This window comes from Mycobacterium sp. AT1 (assembly GCF_002043095.1).
In the GTDB taxonomy this organism is placed as follows: Bacteria; Actinomycetota; Actinomycetes; order Mycobacteriales; family Mycobacteriaceae; genus Mycobacterium.
Window position 1 is genome coordinate 1 of sequence record NZ_MVOC01000010.1, and the last position, 24,466, is coordinate 24,466.

Here is a 24,466-nt window from a genome sequence, read left to right on the forward strand (position 1 = left end):
TGCCTGGCCATTACAACTAGATCAACCCGAGGCGACCGACAAGCTCTGCGCGCAGATTCTGGATCACGTCACGACGAGTGGCCGCATACGCCTGTGCCTCGCCAGAAGCGTCTGGGTCAGACTTGAAGGTCGCGTCAAGCACCCGCTCTGCGATCGCCACTTTATCGGGGCATGCGACTTCGTTTTCAGCGCACCACTTCGCGACGTCCTTCGTCCGAAGTGATGGCCCAATGTCCGCAGAGGTGATCTCAGGAGGACTCACATTCCACAATCTAAGCTCTTGATTCACAGCGGCGAGGTACGCGGCGACATCAATCAGGTCTTCCGTCTCGAGCGGCACAACTTCGTCGAGTCCATCGTCTGAGGTGGCTGCAGCGACTAGCACCACTATCTGCCCAACTGGGACGCCGCCGGCGATGAGCTTCGCTTTGTTGTCAAGCCCGCCCTGGTCACCATCTACTAAGAAGGCGACTCGCCCAGCCTCACTCTGAAGGCCAGCACACTTCGCAGCCGCTACCTCTGAAACCCCCGGCACGATCTGAAACCCCAGAGGAAGGTCTTCCTTCGATGCTTGACGCAAAAGTGTTGGCAGAATGATTGCGTCTGCGGGTCCTTCGGCAATCACCGCGTGTCGACTCGGGGTGAATGAAACTGCCGCCGCACCCAGGCTTGCCAACAACGGGGAGAACCCGGCTCGGCCCCCGGTGCGCCAAAAGCCGTTCACCAATTTCGAAGTCGTGTCGTCCACTGGCTCAACGACTCTGATACCGGTTCCGATATCAGGGGGCAAGCAACCAAACGAGTGAGTTGTGTAGATGACCTTTGCCGCTAGTCCCTGGTTGGCCAGCACATTGACGAGGTCAGCCTGTGCGTCATAGTGCAGATGAGTTTCTATCTCGTCGACGAGAAGAATTGGTTTTCCGTCACGTCCGTTGACGAAAGCGAGTAGTGACGCGAACCAACGCATCCCATCGCTGCGCTCAGCTATTTCAGAATAACCGGCAGCACGGTTTGTCAAAGAAATAGCTTGAATCGACAAGGTCATTCCATCGAGAACAAACTGAAGCGCGACCTTTTGCTGATTCCAGTTCTGATCAAACGCATTTCTAAGGGTGTCGTTGGCGGTCTGAACGCGAGTAGCCGAGTCCGCCCTCCGCGTCTCCTGCACCTCGCGGCGGAGCTCAATCAGATTAAGGCTCGCAAGGTTGCACAAATGATCCAGAGCAGGAGGGGGATTATCGGGGATTTGCTCCAGCTCGTACGCGCCTAGGAGCTCTCGATCGAGCTGCGTGTACAGAAGCATTTCAGGTAAACGAGAATTAATGACGGCCAAGGCTCGCCGAGTCGGATTAGGCCCGATTTCGTAGCGTTGCAATTCGCGCAGAGTTTCGATAAGTGTACGGCGAGAAACGATCAAGTCTCGTTGTGCTTCGCCAGTGGCGGTCTTGTCGTCTGTAGCATCCTCCTCGGAGAAGCCAAAGCTCACCGCAGATAAGACCGCGACTGCATCCGTCAGTGAGGCGATGATTTCGTCAGACAGGTCGTTTACGTCTGCATTCAGGGATCTCGAAAAGTTTTCCAGGATGGTTTGATAGTTGTCATCCTCATCGAGTGGAATGTCCGCGGTGTCTGCCTTCGATATGAAGTCAGCGATTAAGTCCGTAACAGTGTGGCGGCGCTGCCGATCGCGGACGGGGAAGCCCGGATGCAACGTCCAAGTCCGGGTGCCATTCTCATGTTTCGTCAGGACTGCGCGCTGAAGGGAGGCCGCTTCGGGAATTTCTGCCAACGCGATCTTGTCTTCGTTATCGAGTTGAAAGCCCCACACTAGTGTCGGTGACTTTCCGCTGCGGCGGTGCTCATCAGAGCGAGCAAATTCGTCGTTAGACCCCAGCATCGCGAGTCCGTCCAGGATGGAACTCTTTCCGGCCTCGTTCGGTCCGACTAGGGCGATAAGGTCGCCATGCAGCTTGACCGACGTCCGGTCGACAAATCGACGGAAGTTCTCTGCGGTGAAGGTAATCAGGCGCACCCAGCCACGTTAGCGCCGCGTTGCGCCGTCTTCTGCGTCGGCACGCGTCAGGCTAGAGAGTGATTTGTGAATTTCCCACGCGGTTTGGGTCCGCTCGCCGGGCGGGTCGCTTGCTCAATCGGAGCTGACGCAGTTCGTCATGCCGACAGCTCGACAGCGTTGTCCCCGAAGTCCGCAACTACGCGCAGGCTCCCACCCAGCGCCGCTACGTACGACTGCAAGGTGCCGAGCTCGGTGTGCGACAGGTCGCCGCTTTCGAGCTGCGACACCCGCGCCTGCGATACACCCATGTGGGCGGCGACGTCGGCCTGACGGGCGTGCCCATGGGCCTTGCGGATGTCGGCTAGGCGTTGTGCTTGGACCGCGTCGTGCATATCCTTGCGCGCTGCGTCGGCGAGCGCCGGATCTACCCGGCCCTGGGTGACCGCGTCTGCGCGAACGTCACGCCAGTTGCGTGCCATGGTCATTCACCTTCCTGGATCGTGGCCAGCCAGTTCTCGTACCGTCGCTCAGCCACGGGAATGTTCCTGTCGTACCAGCGCTTCCAGTTCCCGTCCTTGTCTCCGCCGAGCAACAGGATCGCCTGTCGGAGCGGATCGAAGATGAACAGGATACGGATGCTGGTGCCTGCGGGCCGCAGTTCTTTCATGCTGTGGAACCGCGATCCGCTGACCTTGTCCACCGTTGGGCGGCCCAACGTCGGGCCTTCCACTTCGAGCAGGTCGATCGCGCCGGTCACCGCGGCCGTCGCGCTCGCGTCGAGCGTGAAGTACCAATGCTCGACTTCTTCCGTCAGGATGACGTCCCACGTCGTCACTGTAATATAACTCCTGCATTATATGCAACGGGTTGATGAGCCGAGGCTCAGTCGTCGAGATCGCCCCTGTGCGTTGCGCGATCAACTCGGTCAAAAGTGAAGTGCCGATGCCCCTTCCGCGCATCTGCGGCACGACAGCAAGACAAATCTCCGGTAGGGCGGCGGCGTTGGCGTCGACCTTTAGTGGTGGGTCGTGGCAAAAAAGTCCGTACCGCGCCGAGGCATAACCGCGCCAGTATCGGCGGCAACGATGGCCCTACCGCCAACGACCGATACGAGGCTGAGAACTTCTTCGGAGTCTGCGGCGGGAAGGGGTCGATCTTCAATCACGCAGGCGTAGCGGGCCATCTCGACGAAGAAGGCTCCGTCCGCAGTGATGGCAAGCCGTAGCTGCACGTTCGGTCCGACGACACCGTGAAATCATCACAGGATGCTTGAATACTAGCGAGGCATTTGACGCTTGTGGGTCACCACCCCGCTGCGTAATCGGGGTCTCGGTCTAGCTCCACTGGCCGCCAGGTTGGCCGCCAGTACGCCTCACGCTCGGCAGCGTATTGCCGGTTGCGCGCCAGGTTTTCATCGATGACGCGTTGCCGTTCGAAGGCTTTGAGTTCTGCGTCGCGAATCGCGGCGTCGAGTCGGGCCGATGCTTGCTCGATCGGGAGCATCGGGACGCCGAGTTTGCGGGCCGAGTTGTGCTTCGCGTCGGTCGCATCCGGCGTCTCGGTCGCCATCCACACCACCGTCTTCGTGACGTTGACCGCCAACTTTGCGCCGTAAGACTCTGCGCGTTTGCACAGCAGCTCGAAGTCCGCGCCATCGCCGACTACCGCGACACGGAGGCTGCGCAGATATCTGGCTTCGGATGCGGGCTCGGGTTCTGAACACGCGTCGATCGCTTGGTGCAGCTCAGTAGCGAGCTGGGACAGTCCAAGTGCATCGGCGAGTAGAAACATTTCTCGACGCCGAACCGGCGACAACACTGTCCAGTCGGCGTCCCGCTCATCGCGGAACGTTGTGTCCCAGGCTTCTCGATGCAGATCGCGCAGCTGGTTGCCGGTGAGCCGCGTACGGCAGGCTTGATCGGTAAGAGAACTGGCCTCTTCGTAGGTCAGCAGTCCGTCCTCTACTGATTCGGCGAGCAGCGCGAGATACTTCTCGACTTCGACGGGATCGCCCTCGCGATTCCGGGACGACTGGGGGAACGAAGCCAGAAGTTCCGCGACTGAAGAACCGGCCAAGGGCACTGGCCGGCATCGGATCTTGCACTCACACGGAGCGACTGTCGCCACCGCCGTCGGTGGGGCGATGCTGAAGTTCAAGGGTTGGGGCGAACTGCGGAGAAGCCAGAGCAGGATCTCTCGGATGGATCTCGCGTCACCCAAGGCGGTGTGCTTGTTCGTGGGAAACTCGCCTGTGGCCGTCTTGTACATCACAGTCAGGCTGAAGGCGCGACCGTCGAGTTGTCGTCGAGAGGTCTGCAATGTGCACACGCCGATGGTCGCAGGGAGCGAGAGCTTTTCGCGGCGTGCTGCAGCGGTCAGGAATCCTTCCTCGAACTCGAAGTTGTGCGCGACCAGAACGGTTCCGGCCATGAAGGCGAATGCTTCACGAAGTGCGTCGATGGTTTGAGGCGCGCCGATGAGGTCGGCGTCGTCGATTTGATGGACGTCGCGCGCCTCGCGGGGTGAGCCGGGATTGTTTACGAGAGTGGCGAATTCGTCGATGACAGTGCCATCGGCGGTGAACTTGACCATGCCGATTTCGACGATGCGGTCGAGGTCGGGATCCAAGCCGGTGGTCTCGAGATCGATCGCAGTGAACACGGCGTTTGAAGTGGGGTAGCCCGTGGTGCGTCTGGTGAGTACTGCCTGTCGAATGCCTATATCTCGCGAGGATGCCGGCGGCCTCGGTTGCGGAGCGGCGAAATAAGTCTGTGGCCGTTGCGTCTGCGTCACGGGCCGTCCGGCGGACTGCTCAGAAGGCGGTGGGGCTGCGGTCTTGTCTTTCGAGTACTTGTTGAAGAAGTAGACCGCGGCACCGATTGCTCCGATGATCGCGAGAACCCACCAGTACTTGATCAGTAGACCCACAACGACGAGTACAGCGACAAGAACGCCAAAACCTTGCATTGAACCCCCAAGAACAACAAGCCCCTATGCCGGCTCGACGATGCGACGGTACTGCTGTGCACTGACAGGCAGGCTGGATTCGGTCCGATCCGCTGGCGCCCCGAGGTTCCGTCCGCACTTGCAACAACCCGCGGAGGCAGTCGCAGTTTAGGAACCGATTTGGGAACGAAACTCTGCGCAACGGCTTGAACACACTGCGACGGGAGGATGCGGGACGTACGGGGCGCGTGGTCTGAACTGCATATATGCCACACGTCGGACATTGCAAAGTTTCCGGTACCTGGCGCAAAACCCAGAGGTCGCAGGTTCGAATCCTGTCCCCGCTACTAGGTAAACGGCTCCCGGAGATTTTTCCGGGAGCCGTTTTCATGCCGCTCGTGACCACATGGCGAATATCGGCACCGCTGGCGGTTTCGGGAAGCGGATTGCGGTGCTCGAAGCCGAATGACGGCTGGGTGGTCCCGCGGCTCACAGACTCAAGACGTGCTCCGGGCCCCAGGTGCCGTGGATGGAGTGCAGGCGCAGCGGGAGCGCGTCCCAAGGACGACGATCTGCGCGAAACCTTGTTGGCGTACCTCGCCTCCGCGCGAGGCCCCCGGGCTGTCTCGGAGAAGCTGCACATCGCCCCGAATCCCGCGGCCTATCGGGTCAAGCAGGCTCAGCGATTGCTGCCGGCGCGCACCGACGGCAATCCGCTCGAGGTGATGCTGGCGCTGTTCCTTGCGCGCTACTGGTTGAACCGAGTGCCTAGCCGGCCGGTCGTTTGGAGCCGTTGGGCTCCGGGCGATTTGGCAATTTCTCATGGGGTTGAGGATCACGTCGCCCGAGACTTCATGGGTTCGCTTGCTGCCCTCACAGCCCAAGGTCTTTGCCGATGATCTCCTTCATGATCTCGGTGGTCCCGCCGTAGATGGTTTGGATGCGTGAATCGACGAACGCGCGGCTGACCTCGTATTCGCGCATGTAGCCGTAGCCGCCGTGCAGCTGCAGGCAACGGTCGGCAACACGGACCTGCAGTTCGGTGGTCCACCACTTGGCTTTGGCCGCCCGGGTGGGGGTGAGTTCGCCACGGGAGTGCAATTCGACGCAGTGGTCGACGAACACCCGCGCGATGTCCAGTTCGGTGGCGAGCTCGGCCAGCAGGAATCGATTGTGCTGAAAACTGCCGATGGGTTTACCGAATGCACGCCGTGCAGTGACGTATTCCAAGGTGCGGCTGAGGTTTCCCTCGGCGGCACCGACGGCGGTCGTGGCCAGCGAAAGACGTTCTCGTGGGAGGTTTCTCATCAGCTGATAGAAGCCGGTCCCCTCCTCGCCGAGCAGATTGGCGACGGGCACTCGGGCGTCAGTGAAGCTCAGTTCGCTGGTGTCCTGGCTGTGCAACCCCAGCTTTTCGAGGTTGCGTCCCTTGCTAAAGCCTGGGGTGTCCGCCTCGACCACGATCAGCGAAAGCCCCTTGTGCCGTTCGTCGCTGGTGCGTGCCGCGACGATGACGAGGTCGCAATTCTGACCGTTTGAGATGAACGTCTTGGCGCCATCGAGAACGTAGTGATCGCCATCCCGGGTTGCTCGAGTGGAGATGCTGGACAGGTCACTGCCGGTTCCCGGTTCCGTCATCGCGATTGCGGCGATCAGCTCTCCGGACGTCAGGCCGGGAAGCCAGCGACGCTTCTGCTCGTCGTTGGTCAGATCGGTGAGGTAGGGCCCGACGACGTCGTTCTGCAGGGCGATGCCAAGCCCGACACCGGCGAACCCGGATCGACCGAACTCTTCGTTGACGATGGCATTGAAGCGAAAGTCGTCGATGCCTGCGCCGCCGAATTCGTCTGGGGTGGCGAATAGCAACAGACCGTGTGTACCCGCTTCGGTGAACATCGAACGTTCGACCTTGTGGTCGGCTTCCCACTTCTCGAAGTTGGGCGCCACCGACTTCTCGATGAATTGGGCGACGGTGCCACGGAATTGGTGGTGATCGTCGTTGAACAACGATCGATATGCGTCTGCGCCGAAAGTGGTTGTCATGGATTGCTTTCGAATCGTAGTTAGGGTCTTGCCGGGATGAATCGGGTGCTGGTGGCGGTCGCGAGGTCGGTCAGTTCCTGCAGTCCGAACTTCTGGACCTTGCCACTGGCTGACGTCGGAATTCGTTTGACCACATGCCATTCGGTCGGAAGTTTGGCCTTGGCCAGACCCAGTTCGTCAAGGTGGCTAAGGAACGTTTCCGGGCCGTTCCACGGCACGCCCGGGCGCAAGGCAATCCAGGCGCCGACGGCTTCGCCGAATCGCGCATCCGGAATCGCGCATACCGCCGCTGAGTCCACGTCGCGATGCCCGAGTAGGGCTTGCTCGATGTCCTGAGTGGAGAACTTCTCCCCGCCGCGGTTGACGATGTCTTTGCTGCGTCCTGTCATTCGCACCCATCCGTCGGACACCACTCCGATGTCGCCGGGGTAGAACCAGCCGTCCTCGTCGAACTGTGCTGCCGTTGCGGCCGGATCGGTGTATCCGTCGAATAGTTGCGCACCGCGGATGCGCAATTCGCCCTCGGCGCCGTCCGGCAGAGGGCGCCGACGTTCGTCTGATGCCTCGATCTCCATGCCTGGCAGCACTCGTCCGTCCCAATCGGCGCGCATGTCCAGGGGGTCGCTACGCCTGGCGCCGGTGCAGATTCCGGCGGTCTCGGTCATCCCGTAATTGCGGGTGGCGTGCACGCCGACGTCCTCGGCGTCGCGAATCAGCTCCCGCGGAATGGCAGCCCCGGCGCACAGATAGTTCGTGAGTCGATGCACCGGTGAATTACCCGCTGCATATCGGGTCACGAGGTCTCGGAGGAAGACGGTGGCGCCCATCATCATGGTGACCCGTTCGTCCTCGATGACGCCCACGGCCTGATCCGGATTCCACCCGGGCAGAATGACCGATCGGGCGCCCAAGAAGGCCGGCAGTATCAGCCCGGCGACGAATCCGCCGAGATGTGACAGCGGAGTTCCGGCGGCGACGACCGAGCGATCGTCGAGATCTGCCACTGCTGTCATGTTGCGGAGGTGGGCAAACAGAGCGCGGGAGGTCAGCAGCGCGCCCTTGGGGGCCGACGTGGTGCCCGAGGTGTAGAGGATCAGTGCGGGCTCGTCGGCGTCAACCGGCTCGGGAAGCACGAGATGTCCACGCGGACAATCTGATACCGAATCAGGAATCTGAGTCCATCCGGCGGCGCTACCGCCCACCACGATTTTCAGGGTTGGCTCATGGCCCAATTCGCCGAGAAGCCGGTCGATCTCGGCGGTGGGAGTGCGATCGCCCAGGGTGTGTGCCACGGCGACCACCGCCGGCCGTACGTCGGCGATGATCTGCCGCGTCTCGTGCTGTCGATAGATGGGAATGACCGGGACGTCGATCGCGCCGATTCGGAAGGCCGCGATCTGCAAGACCAGCGTCTCCAGCCTGTTCGGAAGTTGCACGAGGATTCGGTCGCCTCGCACCACCCCCTGCGCAACCATGTGTTCGGCCACCGACGTGACCCACGCTGCGAAATCTCGGTAACTGATCCGGCGGTCCTCGAATCGGAAGAGTTCGCGATCCGGGAACTGTGCGGCGCGATCGTCGATCAGATCACCGATTCGGTCCGAGGTCCACAATCCCGTTGTCTGGTAAAGCTGTTCACGCGTCGCCGAGTCATTCATGGCCGGAATCCTCGAGTTGGGGGCACCTGCGTTCGCTCTGAAGAAACCGTACATCGCGTTCGACTTCTTGACAAAGAAACCCGAACATCGTGTACTAGTTTATGCGGTGCGGGGCCTGCGGGAATCGGGCCCGACGCACCGCCGCCAACCACCGTCAGTGAGGACACCCGTGCCGTCTAGCTACCAGTACCTGATCACCAGCGTCGAGGACGGGGTGGGAATCCTGCAGTTGAACCATCCGGAGAAGCGCAACGCACTGGGATGGGAGCTGCACCGGGAGATCATCGATGCTCTCGCAGGATGGGCGTATGACGACGAGGTGGCCGCCGTGCTGATCATCGGCAACGAGGACTACTTCTGCGCGGGCTGGGCGCTGGATGTGCTGCAGGGGACCTCGGATTCGGATCGCACTGCGTTCACCGACCTGGCGCTACAGCTGATGGTGGCCATCTACGACTATCGCAAGCCAACCGTTGCGGCCGTAGCCGGTGTTGCTCCCGGTTACGGCATGGACGTTGCGAACATGTGCGACATCACGGTGGCGTCGAAGAACGCGGCCTTCGGGTCCACCCAGGTGAAGTACGCGATGAACGGCTTCTACCACGGGATGCTGAGCAAGACGAATACCCAGCGGGCGCGCCGGATGCTGTTCACCGGTGACCCCATCACTGCCGAGGAGGCCTATCGGGTCGGTCTCGTCGACGAATTGGTGGAAGTCGGTGGTCTCCGAGATGCGGCGCTGACGCTGGCCAAGCAGATCGCCGAGAACGGCGCCGAGCTGACCACGGTGCTCAAGGAGGTCGCCCTGCGCACCCAGAACATGGACCACATCGGAGCGACCGCGTACGAACTGCGGGTCACCCACGACTTGGTACAGCGCGGGTTGTTCACCCGCAAGATTGCCGATGGTCTGCAGCGGTTGAAGTCCGGCAGCAGCAAGGCGACGGAGCGACTAACCCGGACCTAGCGTGTTCGATCCGATCCCGTCACCAATCTCGAACAGGAGCGTGAGCGCCATGCAAGAGGCCGCCACACCAGTGACCGACGAGTTTCTCCGTGACTTCGCAAACCGTTGGTCGGATGCGTGGAACTCCCATGAGACGGGCCAGGTGTTGGATCTCCTGGATCCCGAAATCGTCTGGGAGGACACGGTGTTCTGGCCACGGGTGATCGAGGGTCGTGTCGGGGTGGGTGAGTACGTCGACACCATCTGGAAGGTCATGCCCGACGTGCGATTCGAGGAAGTCCAGTTCTTCTCGGCGGCGCGAGACGGCCGCGGACTCTTCTTGTTCGAACAGAGCGGAAGCGCACCGCCAAAAATCGGCACGAACAAGCGGTTCCGTGCCTACGGGTGCGACATCTTCCTGGGCTTTCGCGGCGGCAGGTTATCGCGCTACCTCGCCCAGTACGAGATCACCGAGATGATGCGCCAATATGGCGCGCTACCACCGCGGAACAACCAGATCGGCGGGACCTATCTACGCTCCTTGCTGAACGCTCCTTCTTCATAACCCACGTGTCGATCCGAGGTCCCATGTCGAGTCAGAACGTGACACCACCGCCCACCTCGCGCCGCGAATTGCAACGCGCCGCATCGGTTGCGCGGATCGTCACTGCGGCTGAAGAATTGATGTCAGAAACTGCCCACTTCGCCGACATCTCTGTCGAACAGGTGATTTCGCGTGCTGGAGCGTCCCGCTCGACCTTCTACTCCTACTTCGACGACATGGGGCACGTCCTTCGTGCGGTCGGTGAGGGAGTGGTTGGCGAGGTCGTCGACTCGGCACGGCAATGGATGGATCTCGACACCGACATCTCGCAACGACAGTTGGAGGTGATCTTCACGGGACTGATCGCCACTTACCGACGGCGGGCCAAGCTGCTTGCAGCCCTGGCCGACGCGTCCACCTACGATGCCGGGGTTCGGGAAGAGTTCCACGCGATGCTCTCCATCGGACACGTCGAACTGACCAAACACATACGTCGCGCCCAGAGCGCGGGTGTCGCCCGCGCCGATCTCGATCCGCAGGCCACCGCCGGATGGTTGGTGTGGATGATCGAACGTGGTCTGTACCAACAGGTTCGCCCCGCCGCCAAGAAGGATCTCCAGCGACATGCGGTGAGTTTGGCCTCGATCGTGTGGCACGCCCTGTACGCGCCGTCGCCGTGAACGCCGACTCGTCGGGTGAGCTTAGCGGCGTTGGCGCCATCGTCACGGGCTCCACCCGCGGCCTGGGTTTCGCGTTCGCCCGAGCCCTGCTCGACCAGGGCGCCAAAGTGGTGATCAACGGCAGGGACGAGGCGGCGTGCCAAGCGGCAGCCATGGAGTTGGATCCCGATGGTGGATCAGTGCGCTACGTCGTCGGCGGGATCGAGGTGGAGTCGACCGCCGCGGCGCTGGTCCGCCAGTGCCAAGACGCCTTCGGGTGCGTCGGCTTCGTCGTCAACAATGCCGGGATCACTCGGGACCGGAGTCTGCTGCGGATGTCGGTCGACGACTTCGATGCCGTGGTCGCGGTGCATTTGCGAGGGACCTGGTTGATGTGTCGCGCTGCTGCGTCGGCGATGAAGGACACCGGCGGTGCGATCCTCAATCTGACTTCGGGGAGCGCCCTGTACGGGTTGGTCGGCCAGAGCAACTATGCGGCAGCCAAGGGTGGTGTCACCGCGCTCACCCGCGCGCTGTCGGTCGAACTCGAACGTTTCGGCATTCGTGTCAACGCGCTGTATCCCGTTGCTGCCACCGACATGACGACGCCACTGGTCGATGCCACCGGCGGAGTGGACAGCCCGTTCACCGATGCGTTCGGCGATCCCGCTCACGTCGCCAAGGTCGTCGCCGCCCTGGCCGGGGACCGCACGTCGCAGATCACCGGGCAGGTCATCGCGTTCGACGGCACCGAACTTGCACTCTGGAGCCACCCCGAACAGCTCGTGCGAATCGCTCATGGCGCGCCGTGGTCCGCGGCGCAGATCGACGCTGCCATGTGCGCGGTGGCTGACCAACGCGCACCGCTGCATCCCGACACCATCGGGAGCCTCACGCGTTCACTGATGGCTCAGAAGCCCCAACCACGCCCCACGAGGGCCAACCCCGAAAGAAAGTCGCAGCCATGACGGACTTCACCGACATCACCACGAGTGTCACCGATGGAATCGGCACCATCACCTTCAACCGCCCCGACCGTCGAAACGCACTGACACCCAAGCTCTTTCGAGATCTGACCGAGTGCCTCATCAATTGGCGCAACGACGACACCGTTGCCGTCGTCATCGTCACCGGTGGTGATCGATGGTTCAGCGCCGGTCTGGATCTGCAGCTGCAGTCCTCGTTCACCGACGACACCCGATTCGACTACGGAGACCTGTGTCTACGCGCCTACGGTCAACTCCTCGACTACCCCAAGCCGACCATCGCCGCCATCTCGGGCCCCGCACTCGGAGGTGGGCTCGACATCGCGGTGTTCTGCGACATCCGCATCGGAGCCCGTGGATCATTCTTTGGGTATCCCCAGGTCAAATTCGGCCTCACACCATACTTTTCGCCGCTGTGGAAGATCGTCGGCCTCAGTCAAGCGAAGCTCCTGACCCTCTCTGGGCAACGGATCGACGATGACGAGGCACTGCGCATCGGTCTCGTCGACCGCCTCGTCGCCGACGGCACCGCGGTTGCCGCCGCCACCGACCTGGCCGGCGAGATCGCCGAGACCACCGTGAAGTCCGCGATGTTCAACAAGGAACTGATGCTGCGCTCACCGGCGATGGACCCGATCAGCGCGCTGTCATTCGAAACCAGCATGTATCGCGAGGTGATCTGGCATCCCGACGTCACCGAGCGGATGAACGCAGCGTTCGCCAGGGTGACCAAGTCCGGGGTAGCGGCCCAAACGCCACACCCGAGACCGGCAGCCGACTGAACTTGCCCGCACCCATCGCCACCCGAACAGGACCGCACATGGCATCGATTCGCACCTCCGAGTATCTGCTCGATCAGGCCCAGCGAAGGCTCCTGCCGACGATCAACACCATCCCCGGGATGGGCCTGCTCGAGAAGCAGCTACTCAAACGCGAGTGGAAGGAGATCGTCCTGGCGGACCCACCTCCGGGAAGTGGCATGGAACCGGTGCGCGGCGACACGGGACTTCCCGTGCTCGGCCACCTGATCGAGATGTTCCGCGGAGGCCCCGAGTATGCGCTGCACCTCTATCGCACGAAGGGCCCGGTTCTCTACCTGCCCTCGCCCGCCCTTCCCGCCGTCGTGGCGCTGGGGCCCGACGCCACCCAAGCGGTGTTCTCCAACCGAAACAAGGATTACTCCCAAAAGGGTTGGCAGTACGTCATCGGTCCGTTCTTCACACGCGGGCTGATGCTGCTGGACTTCGATGAACACATGCAGCACCGCCGAATCATGCAGGAGGCGTTCACCAGGACCCGCCTGGCCGGGTACGTCGAGCTCATCGACGCCGTCGTCTCGAAGGCGGTGGCGAACGATCTGCCGGCCGACGATCCGCGGTTCCTCTTCCATCCGGCGATGAAGGAACTCACCCTGGACATCGCATCGATGGTGTTCATGGGTCACGAACCAGGAACCGACCGTGAACTGCTGTCGACGGTCAATCGTGCGTTCACGACGACTACCCGCTCGGGTGGCGCCGTTCTACGCTTCAGCGTCCCACCGTTCAAGTGGTGGAGGGGAATTCGAGCGCGCAAGGTGCTCGAGACGTACTTCGCCGAGCGAGTAAGAGAGCGGCGCAACGCCGAGGGCACCGACATGCTCACCGTGCTCTGCCATACCCAGGACGAGGACGGCAACGGTTTCACCGACGAGGACATCGTCAACCACATGATCTTCGTGATGATGGCCGCGCACGACACGTCGACGTCCACCCTGTCGACCATGGCCTATTACCTTGCCGCCCATCCGGAATGGCAAGATCGCGCCCGCGAGGAGTCCGATCGTCTTGGTGAGGGGCCCCTGGACATCGAGGCGTTGGAAAAGCTGGAGACGCTCGATCTGGTCATGAACGAGTCGCTGCGCTTGGTCACGCCGTTGCCGCTCAACGTTCGTCAAACCGTCCGCGACACGGAACTACTCGGCCACTATCTCCCAGCCGGCACCAACGTCGTGACATGGCCGTCGATGAATCACAAGCTTTCCGAGTTGTGGTCCGATCCCGATGCATTCGATCCTGACCGCTTCGCCGAACCCCGCAACGAACACAAGGGACACCGGTATGCGTTTGCGCCATTCGGAGGCGGCTCGCACAAGTGCATCGGAATGGTCTTTGGCCAACTCGAGGTCAAGACGGTGATGCACCGCCTCCTTCGCCGCTACCGCATCGAGCTCATACGCCCGGGGTATCAAGCGGCGTGGGACTACGGCGGCATGCCCGTTCCGAAGGACGGCATGCCCGTCGTCCTGAAGCCGTTAAGTCGATCGCGCTAGTATGTCAGCGATCGATTTGGTTGAAAGCCGTTGAACAACAGTGATTCTGCGTGGCGCCGCGAGACAATGGAATATGAATGAACGATGATCTAGCCGAGTTCATCAACACTGCGATGGAAGAAACGATACCCACCGCGTTCCAGATGGGCGTGCACGTGGTTGAAGCACGGCGCGGCTTCGCTTCCGCCACGGTTCCGTTGGAAGGAAACGGTAATCACTTCGGTGTCGTGTACGCCGGTGTCCAGTTCACGGTTGCCGAGATCTTGGGTGGGATCATCGCGCTTGCGACCTTCGACACCGCGAAGTTCTTCCCCTTGGTCAAAGGTTTCGACATCGAATTCACATCGATGGCCAAGAGCGAGCTACATGCCGAGGCGTCACTCGATCCGTCCGTCATCGCCGATGTCGAGGCGACTGCCGAGCTGACAGGAAGGGCCGACTTCACCCTGACGGCGGTGGTGAAGGATTCGAATGACGAAGTGGTCGCGACGACTTTGGGCCGATACCAACTGCGTTCTCACCGATGACGTACGTGCCTGTCCCACGTCCACGTCGATCACGTGGCTCGGAGTTGAGCGTCTAGGTAGCGAACAGGCGGGTCGCGCGGGTTTCGTGACGCATTCCGCTGATCTTCAGGGCGGGGGCGACGCTGTACACGTCCGCCGTCGTGCGGTCGCAGGCCTGACGCGCGAGCTCGGTCGGCATCGGCCACCCTGCGGGCCTGGATCCATTGGCTGTGCAGGGGTAACGATTGCGCCTGGTCCGGGCCGCTTGGGGCGGCGACGGCCCGGAAGACGTCGGGTCGCGTCAGCGCGCATTACGATGCCACCGCCCGGAAGCCGGCCGCCGCCGCCGCCGCCGCCGCGGGCAGCTGATGGCCCAGCTCCGTCATGACCCTCGCCCCAGCGGTCTTGGCTTCGCCGAGCCGAGCAGACGCCCGGCCATGACCAGAAGTCACGCCGACGGGCTGGCGTCCTCGCCTGGCGTCACCACGATCGGAACCTGTAGGACCCGCAGGATCCTGGCGGCGGTCGAACCGATGAACAGTCGGCGAGGCGGGGCCAGTCGACTCGACCCGAGCATCAGCAGATCGCCGGGCTCCCAATCGAGCCCTTCGACGGCTGCCTCTACCGTGTCGCCGTCGGCGACGACCGCAGTGACGGCGGCGCCATCCGGTAGTACTGACTTCGCGGATTCCAGTGTGGCGTAGGCGTGTTCGCGAGCAGCCTCGAGGCCCTTCTCGCCGTGCTCGTCGAGCGCCACCAGAGAGACCAGTCGTAGAGGTGCCCCGGTAGCCCGGCTCGCCAACACCGCAGTGTCGAGCAACCGAGCCGCGCCGGGGCGATCCCCGACCGCGCAGGTGACGCGTTGGATGCGCTCAACCTCGGAGTGCCGGGTACCTCGCGGCGCCACCGCGACCGGCACGGGCGCAGAGTGCAGGAGGTCGTCGACGAATGAGCCGAGCGCCAAGCTGCCGGCCAGACCGCCACCGGATCCACCGACGACGAGTGCCTCGGCGCCCAGCTTGAGTGCTTCCTCGCCGAGCGTTTCGGCGACCGACTCTCCGATGACCACCTCGGCCCCGGCCGTGACGTCCTCGGGCACCAGGCGCATGGCGTCGTCGAGCCATGCCGAGCCCTGTCCGGCGAGCACGTCGTGAAATTTGTCGGCCGTCACGCGGGGAGTGGTCACGTCGTCGGGGGACAGCACCATCCGCAGTTCCAGTTCGGCGCCAAGGGTGCGGGCGAGCCGGACCCCAAGTGCCAGGGCATCGGCACCGCCAGCGGTCGCGAGATAACCGACGACGAGCTTCACTTGTCTCCACCTCTCCTGCGGTGCTCGACGTGCTCGATCGGCGTGCCCTCCTCGGCCAGGGTCTCCTCTTCGATTCTAATCGTGAGCGGCTTGCGCAACCCGCGGGTGACGTACACCAGCAGTACGAGGCCTATGACGAACCAAATGGCGCCGTAGAGAAGGGCATCGAAGTGCAGGTTCAGCCACAGCACCACTGTCAGGGACATGCCGATGACGGGTAGCACGATGTTGGTGAAGATCTCGACCGGCGTGTTCCGCTTCTTCAGATGCACGGCGAAGTACAGGAGCACGGTCAGGTTGACGACGGTGAAGGCGATGAGGGCGCCGAAATTGATCATCGCCGAGACGAATTCGAGCGTGAACCTGAATGCCAGCAGCGACACGGCCCCGACGATCAGCACGGCGTGCAGCGGGGTGAGAAACCTCGGGTGGATGTAGGACAGGAAGCGTGGGATGCGCCCCGTCTGATTGCGGGCCATCACGTAGATCATGCGGGAGACGCTGGCGTGGGAGGACAGGCTCGACGCGAACATGGCCGCCAACGCAGCCGAGACGAACAGGATCTTGAAGAACTCTCCACCCACCTTCAGTGCGAGCTCCGGCAGTGTGTCGTCGGTGACCTCGAAGCCGTCGAGCGTGGGGAAGGCGCTCTGGGCGAACCACGCACCGACCAGGAAGATCGCGCCGCCGATGAGGAGGGCCAGAACGATGGCCTTCGGGACGGTATTCGGCGTCTTCGCCTCTTCGCTGTACATCGTGATCGCGTCGAACCCGATGAACGAGAAGCACACCACGGTGGCGCCGGCGATGACAGCCCCCATGTCCACGCCGGCGTGATACAGCGGTTCGAGCGTCAGCGCGGTGCCCTGGCCAAGGCCGCGCGACAACGACAGATACGTCAGGACGACGAACGCGCCGATGAGCACCGTCTGGAAGACGACGAGCACTCCGTTGATGTTCGACGTGCCCTTGATGCTCCAGCAGTTGAGCGCGGTGACGATTGCCACGTAGACGAGGACGAAGATCCAGGACGGAGCGTCGGGGAAGAACGACTCGAAGTAAATCCGCCCGATGACCGCGTTGACCATCGGCAACAGCAGATAGTCGAGCAACGAGGACCACCCGACGAGGAAGCCGACGTTGGGGTGGATGACCTCCGATGCATACGTGAAGGCCGACCCCGCCGAGGGGAAGACTCGGGTCATCCGTCCGTAGCTGAGCGCGGTGAACACCATGGCGACGAGCGCGACGATGTAGGCGAGCGGAACGACGCCGTTCGTCTCCTCCGACACGATGCCGAACGTGTCGAAGACGGTCATGGGGGTCATGTAGCCGAGGCCAAGCCCGACGATCGCCCAAAGTCCGAGTGATCGCGACAGGTGAGACGTTGCGGCTGGTGCCGTGTTCTGTTGCACGCGAGAACCTTTCGTCGACCATCGGGAAGGTCCCGCGTCGCCCCCGGGGGTGGCGGTCGGGTTCCCAGACGGACACCCTATCCACTAGGGGACACTGGCCGAACGTTTCGGAAGACTTTCCGAATTACGGGGCGGCCTGAATCCCTGCGCGCTGGCGCCGGAAGAACGCGCCCTCAGCCTCAGATGGCGGATTCGAGCCCGGCGAGCAGAGCCTGCCGGCTGGCGCGCACGTGCTCGCGCATCACGCGTTCGGCGCTGTCGCCATCCTTGGCGACGATGAGGTCCAGCACGTGGTGGTGTTCGCGGTCGGATTGCAACGGCCTGCCCGGCTGGCTCAACGAGGTGTTGACGAGCCGGGCGTAGGCCAGCTGATTCATCAGCGTCCGGTAGTGCGCCTCGAGCTTGTTGTTGTCCGCGCCGGCGATGAGCAAGTTGTGAAACTCTTCGACGAGTTCGGCGTAGCGGGCCTTGTCGTCGGCGGCCACCGCCTGGTCGGCTTGCCGGAGGTTCTCTTCGAGCAGTTCGACTTCGGGCACGCGGCCGCGTTGGGCCAGCAGCCGTGCCGCCGCACCCTCGAGCAGTTCCTTCATCTCGAAGAGCTCGGTGATCTCGCGTCGCGACGGCGTCGTCACGAATGTGCCGACCCTGGGCCGGATTTCGACGAGTCCCTCGGTCTGCAGTTGTTTGAAGGTCTCTCGGACGGGGGTGCGGCTGACGCCGAATTCCTCGGCGATCGCGATCTCGGAGATGTTGACCCCCGGCGAGATCTCCCCGGCGATGATGCGGCGCCGGACTTCGGAGATCAGCCGGCCCTGAATCGAACCGTTGCCGTTCTTCGCGTTCACGCCATCCTCTTGGTCACGTCAGACAAGGTCGGTGAGAGTACCGCCATCGAAGAACTTACCCGCGCTGTAGACCATCGGATGCCGGTTGCTCACCTCGGCGTGTACCACTCGGCACATGAAGACGGTGTGCGTGCTGGCGCGGAGCCGCTCGCGAATCTCTACTTCCATCACCGCCGCACTACGCGCGATCAGCGGGCTGTCGAAAGGTCCGGCGTCCCAATCCAGTCCGGCGAACTTGTCGTCGGACTTCACGGCGAACCGCTTGACGACGTCGAGCTGGTCGGTAGACAGGATGTTGATCGCCAGATGGTCTGCCCGGAACAGACAGTCGTGCGTCGACGAGGTGTGTTGCACCGCGACCATCACGGTCGCCGGGTCCAGCGAGATGCTGGCGAAGGCGTTGACCGCCAGGCCGCGCGGGGTGCCGTCGTCCATGGCGGTGACGACGGTGACGCCGGTGACGAACTGCCGGTTGACCTGCTTCATCACGTCGAGATCGGGCTGTACCTGCGTGACGGCCATCAGCTGTCCTGACCGACGGAGATGATGCCGAGCGCGGTGAGCAGCGTGCGCGGATCCCAGGTGACGAACTCCTCGGAGATGGAGTCGCCGTCGAAGCGTGCGAACGTCGCGCCGCTGACGTTGACCTGGCGTCGGGTCGCGGGAACTCCGAGGAACGAGTGCTCGTGGCTTCCGGAGCTGTGCCAGCGGATGGCGGCGCTGTCGCCCTCGACGACGATCTCGTCGACCACGGTGACCAGGTCGGGGAAGGCCGAGCGGGTCGCCACGATGGACGCCTTGAATTCCGTCAGGCCCTGTGCGGTGCCGGTTCCGCTGATGCGTTGGTAGTCCGCGCTCAGCAGGGCGTCGAGTGCGTCCACCTCCCCGCGGTCCCAGGCGGCCACCCAGGCGTCGTTGATGCGGTTGCGGCGAGTGTCGTTGTCAGACATCGGTCTTTCCTTCCAGGGGAGTCTTGATGAACGCGGCGGCGTTCCTGGTGGTGAGGTCGGCCCGGCGGTCGGCGATCAGTTCCATCCAGAACGAGACCGCGAGGCCGGCGATGATGATCAGAAACGGCAGCGACGCAACGATGACGGTGTTCTGCAGGGCATTGAGCCCGCCGCCCAGCATCAAGGCCACCGCGGTCAACCCGGTGAGCGCACCCCAGAGGATCAGCACCCAGCGGCGTGGTGCCAGATGCCCGTCACTGGTCATCATTCCGAGCACGAACGTGTTGGCGTCGGCGCCGGATACGAAGAACATGACCACCAGCAGGATGGCGATCGCGGACGTCACCGTGGACAGCGGGAAGTGCTCGAGGGTGGCGAAGAACGCGCTGTTGATGTCCTGGGCGGTGCGTTGGGCGATGTCGCCGCCCTCGAACATGTCGACGTGGATGGCGGTGCCGCCGAAGACCGTGAACCAGGTGAAGAACACGACGCTGGGGACGACCAGCACGCCCATGATGAATCCGCGGATCGTGCGGCCCTTGGAGATGCGGGCCAGGAACACACCGACGAAGGCGCCCCACGACACCCACCAGGCCAGCATGAAGTAGGTCCACCACTGCATCCATTCGAGGCCACCGAATGCGGTGCCCTGCAAGCTCATTCGGAAGAAGTCGGTGGCCCAGGTGCCCAGGGCCTCGATGTAGAGATTGGCGATGAACACCGTCGGCCCGACGACGAGCATGAACACGAACAATGCGACGGCGAGCACCACGCTGCCCTGGCTCAGGAACTTGATGCCCTTGCTGACGCCGGTCACCGCCGACATCGTGAACACGGCTGTGACTGCTGCGATGATCAGCACCTGCGTGACGTTGGTGACCGGAATCCCGAACAGGGACGCCAGGCCGTTGTTGACCTGCAGCGCGCCGAGACCCAGGGACGTCGTGGTGCCGAAGAGCGTCGCGAAGACCGCGAGGACGTCGATGGTCTTGCCGATCGGCCCGTTCACGCGGTCACCGAGCAGCGGGACGAACAGCTGGCTGACCAACGTGCGACGGCCCTTGCGGTACGTCGAATAGGCGATGGCCAACCCGAACACCGCGAAGATGGCCCAGGCGTGCAGGCCCCAGTCGAAGTACGAGTACTGCAGCGCACGGACCGCGGCTTCCGGCGTGTTCGGAGCGGCGAGTCCGTGTGGTGGTGTCGCGAGATGCGAAATCGGTTCCGCCACACCGTAGGACACCAGGCCGATGCCCATGACGGCGCTGAGGATCATGGCGAGCCAGGTGATCGTGCCGAACTCGGGTCGGTCGTCGTCCTTGCCGAGTCGGGTATCGCCGAACGGGCTGAAGGCAAGGAACACCAGGAAGATCAGGATCCCCAGCGAGACCACCAGGTAGAGCCACCCGAACGTACCCGTCACCCAGTTCAGGGACGCCGTCGTCACCGTGCTCAGGTTCTCGGTGAAGAACACCGCCCAGACGACGAACACGGCAGAGACGCCGACCGACGTCCAGAACACCGAGCCGAGGCGGCCGCTCGAGCGGGACGGAGAGTCGGTCTCTGGGACGTCCGCCGCCTCGTCGAGCACCGGGGTGGGGCCTGGCTCTTCCATCTCTGCCACGCCGACGCGCGTCGGCTCGGTGGTGAGTTCATTCGGCATGAGTGCTCCTCGTCGTGGCATGTGGGTCGGCGGCACTGCCGAGGACCGCTTGTATGCAACAGAAAGTAACCACGATCACAAGCCATTGTCAATGGAGCTCGCCAACATACTTGGTGGGTGTTTCTGATGGCGGGACGACTCATGGAGCAGAAGGGGAGCAACGAGCCGCTCTAGCTGCAACGATCACTTAACGTGAAGGTAACCCACTGCGTCGTAGCGACGGGTATTGACCGGGCGCTCTTGACCGCTAGCCCGGCATGACCTAGCGTCTGTTGCATGCAACAAGATGATCTGACGCCACATCTGGGCCTCCGGAAGGTGGTGGTCTACCGCGAGCTCGTCGTCACCGAGGGCGGGGAGCGGCCTGCCCGGCCGGCCAGCCAGGCCAGCGTGGCCGCCGTCATCGCCAACCCGTGGGTGGGCACCGGCGCCGGCCGCGATCTGTCGGCCGAGGTCGAGCGGATCGCGCCGGCGCTGGCCAGGCTGCTCACCGCAAAGCTGGTCGACGCGCTGGGCGGAGTCAACGCCGTCGAGGCGTTCGGCAAGGCCGCGGTCGTCGGAACGGCGGGGGAGATCGAGCACGGAGGTGCCCTGATCCACACCCCGTACTTCGGAAACCTGATGCGCGAGTTTCTCGACGGTGAGTCGATCATCTGCTTCGCCGACACCCGTGCCGAGGCTGGGGAAGCGCTTGTCGTCCCGCTCTGGCACAAGACCCAGGCTGCGACCCGCAGTCACTATCAAACGATCACCACCCGCATCTCCGACGCCCCCAGGGCCGACGAGCTCGTGATCGTCGCCGCCGGCTCCACCGGCCCGCGGCCACATCCCCGCATCGGGGACCGCAAGACCGATCCTGCAGTTACCGTCAAGAGCCTGGAGAGTGTGCTGTCATGAAGATCCGCAAGATCGTCACCATCGTCGAGGAGATCCGCACCGAGGGCGGCCGGGAGGTCAACCCGCCCGCCCGCGTTGCCATCGTCGCGGCGGTCATCCAGAACCCTTGGGCCGGTCAAGGTTTCGTGGAGGATCTGAACCCCGGCATCGACGCGAGCGCATCCGATCTCGGCTCGCTGCTGGCGCCGCAGGTCCTCGACGCCCTCGGCGAGACCGCCGAGGCCTACGGCAAGGCCGCGATCGTCGGCCTCGACGGCGAGATCGAGCACGGCTCCGGGCTGATCCACACGCTCAAGTTCGGTGACCACTTCCGCAAGGCCGCCAACGCCACCACGCTGCTGCCCGCGGTCGAGAAGCGTGGCCCCGCCGGCGTCCTGTTCGACATCCCGCTCAAGCACATCACCGACGCGACCATCCGGTCTCACCACCAGACGGTCGAAGTCCGCATCGCCGACGCGCCGCACGCCGACGAGATCGTCATCGCATTGGCCGCCGCCGCGCAGGGCCGTCCGCAGCAGCGCCTCGCTCCGCTGTCCACCGAGCAGTAACGCAGGAGATCCAGGTGACCACCCCGACGCTCGTGTTCCTGCACGGAGTAGGCCTCGACCACTCCGTGTGGGAGCCGGTGGCCGCCCTGTTGGGCGACGACGTCCGGGTGGTCGCGCCCGATCTGCCCGGCCACGGCGCCCGGCCGCCCGTCAGCCCCGGGGTGACGCTGGCCGATCTGGCCGAGGGGGTGGCCGCCGACATCCCCGACGGCGCCCACCTGGTCGGCTTCTCGCTCGGTGCGATGGTGGCCCAGTACCTGGCCATCCACCGTCCCGAACTCGTCGCCACGCTCACCTCGGTGAGCTCGGTGTGCCTGCGTACACCGGCCGAGCGGGCGGCGGTGCTGGAGCGGCTGCGCACCGCCGACACCGACGTGCGTGCCAGTACCGAAGCGTCCCTTCGTCGTTGGTATGACGGCACCGACGTCGACGCTGAGCTGATCGCTCGGACGGAGCGCACATTGCTCGCCAACGACCCCGACAGCTTCGTCAACAGCTACCGGGTGTTCGCAACCGCGGATGCCGAATTGGGGCCGGACCTGGGCCGCATCGCCGTGCCTGCGTTGGCCGTGACCGGTGAGCGCGATCCCGGCTCCACCCCGGAGATGACCCGCAGGCTCGCCGCCGCGATCCCGAATTGCGAGGCAGTCGTCGTGCCCGACGCCCGTCACATGCTCCCGGTCGAACGGCCGGCCGAACTCGTCCGAATCCTGTCCACTTTCCTTGGAAGGTATGCCCGTGTCTGAGCGGAAAACCCTGCAGCACTTCATCGACGGCAAGCCGACCGAACCCGATTCGGGTCAGTACTTTGCGAGCACCAACCCGGCCAACCGTGAGGTGCTCTACGAGGCGGCACGCGGCAACGCCGCCGACGTCGACGCCGCCGTCCGCTCCGCCCGCCGGGCGTTCGAGGATCCGCGCTGGCGCGATCTGAGCCAAACCAAGCGTGGGCACTTGCTGCGCCGCCTCGGCGACCTGGTCGCCGAGAACGCCGAGGAGCTGGCCCGCTCGGAGTCGCTGGACAACGGAAAGTTGTTGCGCGAGATGCGCGGTCAGCTCACCACGCTGCCCGAGTACTACTACTATTACGCCGGCTTGGCCGACAAGATCAACGGCGACGTCATCCCCACCTCCGATCGCCGGGTGCTCAACTACACCACCAGGGAGCCGCTGGGCGTGGTCGGGGCCATCACCCCGTGGAACTCGCCGCTGACGCTGACCACCAGCAAGCTCGCACCGGCGCTGTGCGCCGGTAACACCGTGGTGATCAAGCCGTCGGAGTACACCTCGGCCACCGTGCTGCGGTTGGCCGAGCTCGCGATCGAGGCGGGGTTCCCGCCCGGCGCGGTCAACGTGGTGACCGGCTTCGGCGTCGAGGCGGGCCAGCCGCTCGTCGACCACCCCGCCCTGGCGAAGATCTCGTTCACCGGCAGCACGGCGACCGGGTCACGGATCGCGTCGTCGGCAGCGGGCCGGTTCATCGGCTCCACCCTCGAACTCGGCGGCAAGTCGCCGAACATCGTCTTCGACGACGCCGACGTCGCCAATGCCGCAACGGGAGTCGTGGCAGGCATCTTCGCCGCCGCCGGACAGACCTGCATCGCAGGCAGCCGCGTGTTCGCGCACCGCGCGGTCTACGACGAGCTGCTCGAACGCGTCACGGAACGCGCCCGCAGCATCCGCATCGGCGACCCGCTCGACGAGACGACCGAACTGGGCCCGCTGGCCTTCGAGGATCAGCGTGACAAGGTCGCCTCCTACGTCGACCTCGGTCGCTCCGAGGGCGCCCGGGTGCTGACCGGCGGTCAGGCCACCGACGGCGGACTGGGTGGATACTTTTACGAGCCGACGGTCCTGGTGGACGTGAACAACCACATGCGGGTGGTCCGCGAGGAGATCTTCGGGCCCGTCGCGGCGATCATGCCGTTCGACACCGAGGACGAGGTCATCCGGCTCGCCAACGACACCGAGTACGGCCTCGCGGCCGGCGTGTGGACCTCGAATCTCGCTCGGGCGCACCGGGTTGCGGGGCGACTAGAGGCGGGCACGATCTGGGTCAACACCTACCGGGCGATGTCCCCGATGTCACCGCGGCAGGGTTTCAAGAGCAGCGGCGTCGGCGTCGAGCACGGGACCGAGACCATTCGGGAGTACACGCGGCTCAAGAGCGTCTGGATCAACACCGACGAAGGTCCCGTGCCCGACCCGTTCGTGCTGAGGAGCTGA

At 63.7% G+C, this 24,466-nt stretch carries 25 protein-coding genes; 11 read left to right on the plus strand and 14 right to left on the minus strand.

The features are described from left to right. Positions 1-16: 16 nt before the first annotated feature. The 6 genes from B1790_RS05360 to B1790_RS05390 all read right to left on the minus strand — a co-directional run bounded on the left by B1790_RS05360 (position 17) and on the right by B1790_RS05390 (position 8,661). Entirely contained in the window at positions 17-2,032 is a 2,016-nt protein-coding gene (locus B1790_RS05360; RefSeq protein WP_079922185.1) for an AAA family ATPase, read from the minus strand. Between the two features lie 137 nt (positions 2,033-2,169). Further along, on the minus strand, positions 2,170-2,499 hold the full coding sequence (locus B1790_RS05365) for an XRE family transcriptional regulator (protein ID WP_079922186.1): 330 nt from the start codon (positions 2,497-2,499) through the stop codon (positions 2,170-2,172). Then, positions 2,496-2,849: a type II toxin-antitoxin system RelE/ParE family toxin gene (locus B1790_RS05370; protein WP_079922187.1), complete on the minus strand. Its 354-nt coding sequence runs from the start codon at positions 2,847-2,849 to the stop codon at positions 2,496-2,498. The genes B1790_RS05365 and B1790_RS05370 overlap by 4 nt, the downstream gene beginning before the upstream one ends. A 467-nt stretch (positions 2,850-3,316) precedes the next feature. Then, a complete protein-coding gene (locus B1790_RS05380; RefSeq protein WP_079922189.1) occupies positions 3,317-4,981 on the minus strand; it encodes an exonuclease domain-containing protein in 1,665 nt (554 codons plus the stop codon). Between the two features lie 852 nt (positions 4,982-5,833). Beyond that, positions 5,834-7,003: an acyl-CoA dehydrogenase family protein gene (locus tag B1790_RS05385; protein ID WP_079922190.1), complete on the minus strand. Its 1,170-nt coding sequence runs from the start codon at positions 7,001-7,003 to the stop codon at positions 5,834-5,836. Between the two features lie 20 nt (positions 7,004-7,023). Next, complete coding sequence (locus B1790_RS05390) at positions 7,024-8,661, minus strand: class I adenylate-forming enzyme family protein (protein WP_079922191.1); 1,638 nt, start codon at positions 8,659-8,661, stop codon at positions 7,024-7,026. 169 nt (positions 8,662-8,830) lie between these two features. Here B1790_RS05390 and B1790_RS05395 point away from each other — a divergent pair, with 169 nt between their 5' ends. From B1790_RS05395 to B1790_RS05425, 7 genes are all read left to right on the plus strand, one after another. Continuing rightward, a complete protein-coding gene (locus B1790_RS05395; protein ID WP_233164945.1) occupies positions 8,831-9,628 on the plus strand; it encodes an enoyl-CoA hydratase/isomerase family protein in 798 nt (265 codons plus the stop codon). 1 nt (position 9,629) lies between these two features. After that, positions 9,630-10,172, plus strand: coding sequence for a nuclear transport factor 2 family protein (locus B1790_RS05400; protein ID WP_233164946.1), 543 nt, complete (start codon positions 9,630-9,632; stop codon positions 10,170-10,172). Between the two features lie 23 nt (positions 10,173-10,195). Beyond that, entirely contained in the window at positions 10,196-10,831 is a 636-nt protein-coding gene (locus B1790_RS05405) for a TetR/AcrR family transcriptional regulator (RefSeq protein WP_079922193.1), read from the plus strand. Continuing rightward, positions 10,801-11,778 (plus strand): SDR family NAD(P)-dependent oxidoreductase, encoded by a 978-nt coding sequence (locus B1790_RS05410; protein WP_158083759.1) that lies wholly within the window; start codon positions 10,801-10,803, stop codon positions 11,776-11,778. The genes B1790_RS05405 and B1790_RS05410 overlap by 31 nt, the downstream gene beginning before the upstream one ends. After that, positions 11,775-12,578: an enoyl-CoA hydratase/isomerase family protein gene (locus B1790_RS05415; RefSeq protein WP_079922194.1), complete on the plus strand. Its 804-nt coding sequence runs from the start codon at positions 11,775-11,777 to the stop codon at positions 12,576-12,578. Before B1790_RS05410 ends, B1790_RS05415 begins: the two co-directional genes overlap by 4 nt. A 38-nt stretch (positions 12,579-12,616) precedes the next feature. Next, on the plus strand, positions 12,617-14,107 hold the full coding sequence (locus B1790_RS05420; protein ID WP_079922195.1) for a cytochrome P450: 1,491 nt from the start codon (positions 12,617-12,619) through the stop codon (positions 14,105-14,107). A 77-nt stretch (positions 14,108-14,184) separates the two neighbouring features. Next, positions 14,185-14,634 (plus strand): YiiD C-terminal domain-containing protein, encoded by a 450-nt coding sequence (locus tag B1790_RS05425; protein WP_079922196.1) that lies wholly within the window; start codon positions 14,185-14,187, stop codon positions 14,632-14,634. A gap of 52 nt (positions 14,635-14,686) precedes the next feature. On the opposite strand, the gene B1790_RS35615 is transcribed toward B1790_RS05425, so the two are convergent. The 8 genes from B1790_RS35615 to B1790_RS05455 form a co-directional block, all read right to left on the minus strand. After that, on the minus strand, positions 14,687-14,812 hold the full coding sequence (locus B1790_RS35615) for a hypothetical protein (protein ID WP_255407246.1): 126 nt from the start codon (positions 14,810-14,812) through the stop codon (positions 14,687-14,689). Positions 14,813-14,924: 112 nt separating this feature from the next. Continuing rightward, positions 14,925-15,065 carry a hypothetical protein gene (locus tag B1790_RS34595; RefSeq protein WP_158083760.1) on the minus strand — a complete coding sequence of 47 codons (141 nt, stop codon included), beginning with the start codon at positions 15,063-15,065 and terminating at the stop codon, positions 14,925-14,927. Next, positions 15,062-15,922, minus strand: a complete 861-nt coding sequence (locus tag B1790_RS05430; protein ID WP_079922197.1) for a universal stress protein — start codon at positions 15,920-15,922, stop codon at positions 15,062-15,064. Before B1790_RS05430 ends, B1790_RS34595 begins: the two co-directional genes overlap by 4 nt. Continuing rightward, positions 15,919-17,337: an APC family permease gene (locus B1790_RS05435; protein ID WP_198951919.1), complete on the minus strand. Its 1,419-nt coding sequence runs from the start codon at positions 17,335-17,337 to the stop codon at positions 15,919-15,921. The genes B1790_RS05430 and B1790_RS05435 overlap by 4 nt, the downstream gene beginning before the upstream one ends. Before the next feature lie 179 nt (positions 17,338-17,516). Beyond that, entirely contained in the window at positions 17,517-18,182 is a 666-nt protein-coding gene (locus tag B1790_RS05440) for a GntR family transcriptional regulator (RefSeq protein ID WP_142271049.1), read from the minus strand. A gap of 18 nt (positions 18,183-18,200) precedes the next feature. Further along, positions 18,201-18,704 (minus strand): flavin reductase family protein, encoded by a 504-nt coding sequence (locus B1790_RS05445; RefSeq protein WP_079922198.1) that lies wholly within the window; start codon positions 18,702-18,704, stop codon positions 18,201-18,203. Further along, positions 18,704-19,132, minus strand: coding sequence for an ester cyclase (locus B1790_RS05450; RefSeq protein WP_079922199.1), 429 nt, complete (start codon positions 19,130-19,132; stop codon positions 18,704-18,706). The genes B1790_RS05445 and B1790_RS05450 overlap by 1 nt, the downstream gene beginning before the upstream one ends. Beyond that, positions 19,125-20,795 carry a BCCT family transporter gene (locus B1790_RS05455; protein ID WP_079922200.1) on the minus strand — a complete coding sequence of 557 codons (1,671 nt, stop codon included), beginning with the start codon at positions 20,793-20,795 and terminating at the stop codon, positions 19,125-19,127. Before B1790_RS05455 ends, B1790_RS05450 begins: the two co-directional genes overlap by 8 nt. 276 nt (positions 20,796-21,071) lie before the next feature. Between B1790_RS05455 and B1790_RS05460 the strand changes: the two genes are divergently transcribed. Genes B1790_RS05460 through B1790_RS05475 form a run of 4 tightly spaced genes read left to right on the plus strand, consistent with a single transcriptional unit; the run spans position 21,072 to position 24,466 of the window. Next, on the plus strand, positions 21,072-21,692 hold the full coding sequence (locus tag B1790_RS05460) for an amino acid synthesis family protein (RefSeq protein WP_079922201.1): 621 nt from the start codon (positions 21,072-21,074) through the stop codon (positions 21,690-21,692). Beyond that, the gene (locus tag B1790_RS05465) at positions 21,689-22,240 is read left to right on the plus strand and encodes an amino acid synthesis family protein (RefSeq protein ID WP_079922202.1); all 552 of its coding nucleotides are present in this window, start codon (positions 21,689-21,691) and stop codon (positions 22,238-22,240) included. The genes B1790_RS05460 and B1790_RS05465 overlap by 4 nt, the downstream gene beginning before the upstream one ends. A 14-nt stretch (positions 22,241-22,254) precedes the next feature. Further along, complete coding sequence (locus B1790_RS05470; RefSeq protein ID WP_079922203.1) at positions 22,255-22,986, plus strand: alpha/beta fold hydrolase; 732 nt, start codon at positions 22,255-22,257, stop codon at positions 22,984-22,986. Further along, positions 22,973-24,466, plus strand: coding sequence for an aldehyde dehydrogenase (locus B1790_RS05475; protein ID WP_233164947.1), 1,494 nt, complete (start codon positions 22,973-22,975; stop codon positions 24,464-24,466). The genes B1790_RS05470 and B1790_RS05475 overlap by 14 nt, the downstream gene beginning before the upstream one ends.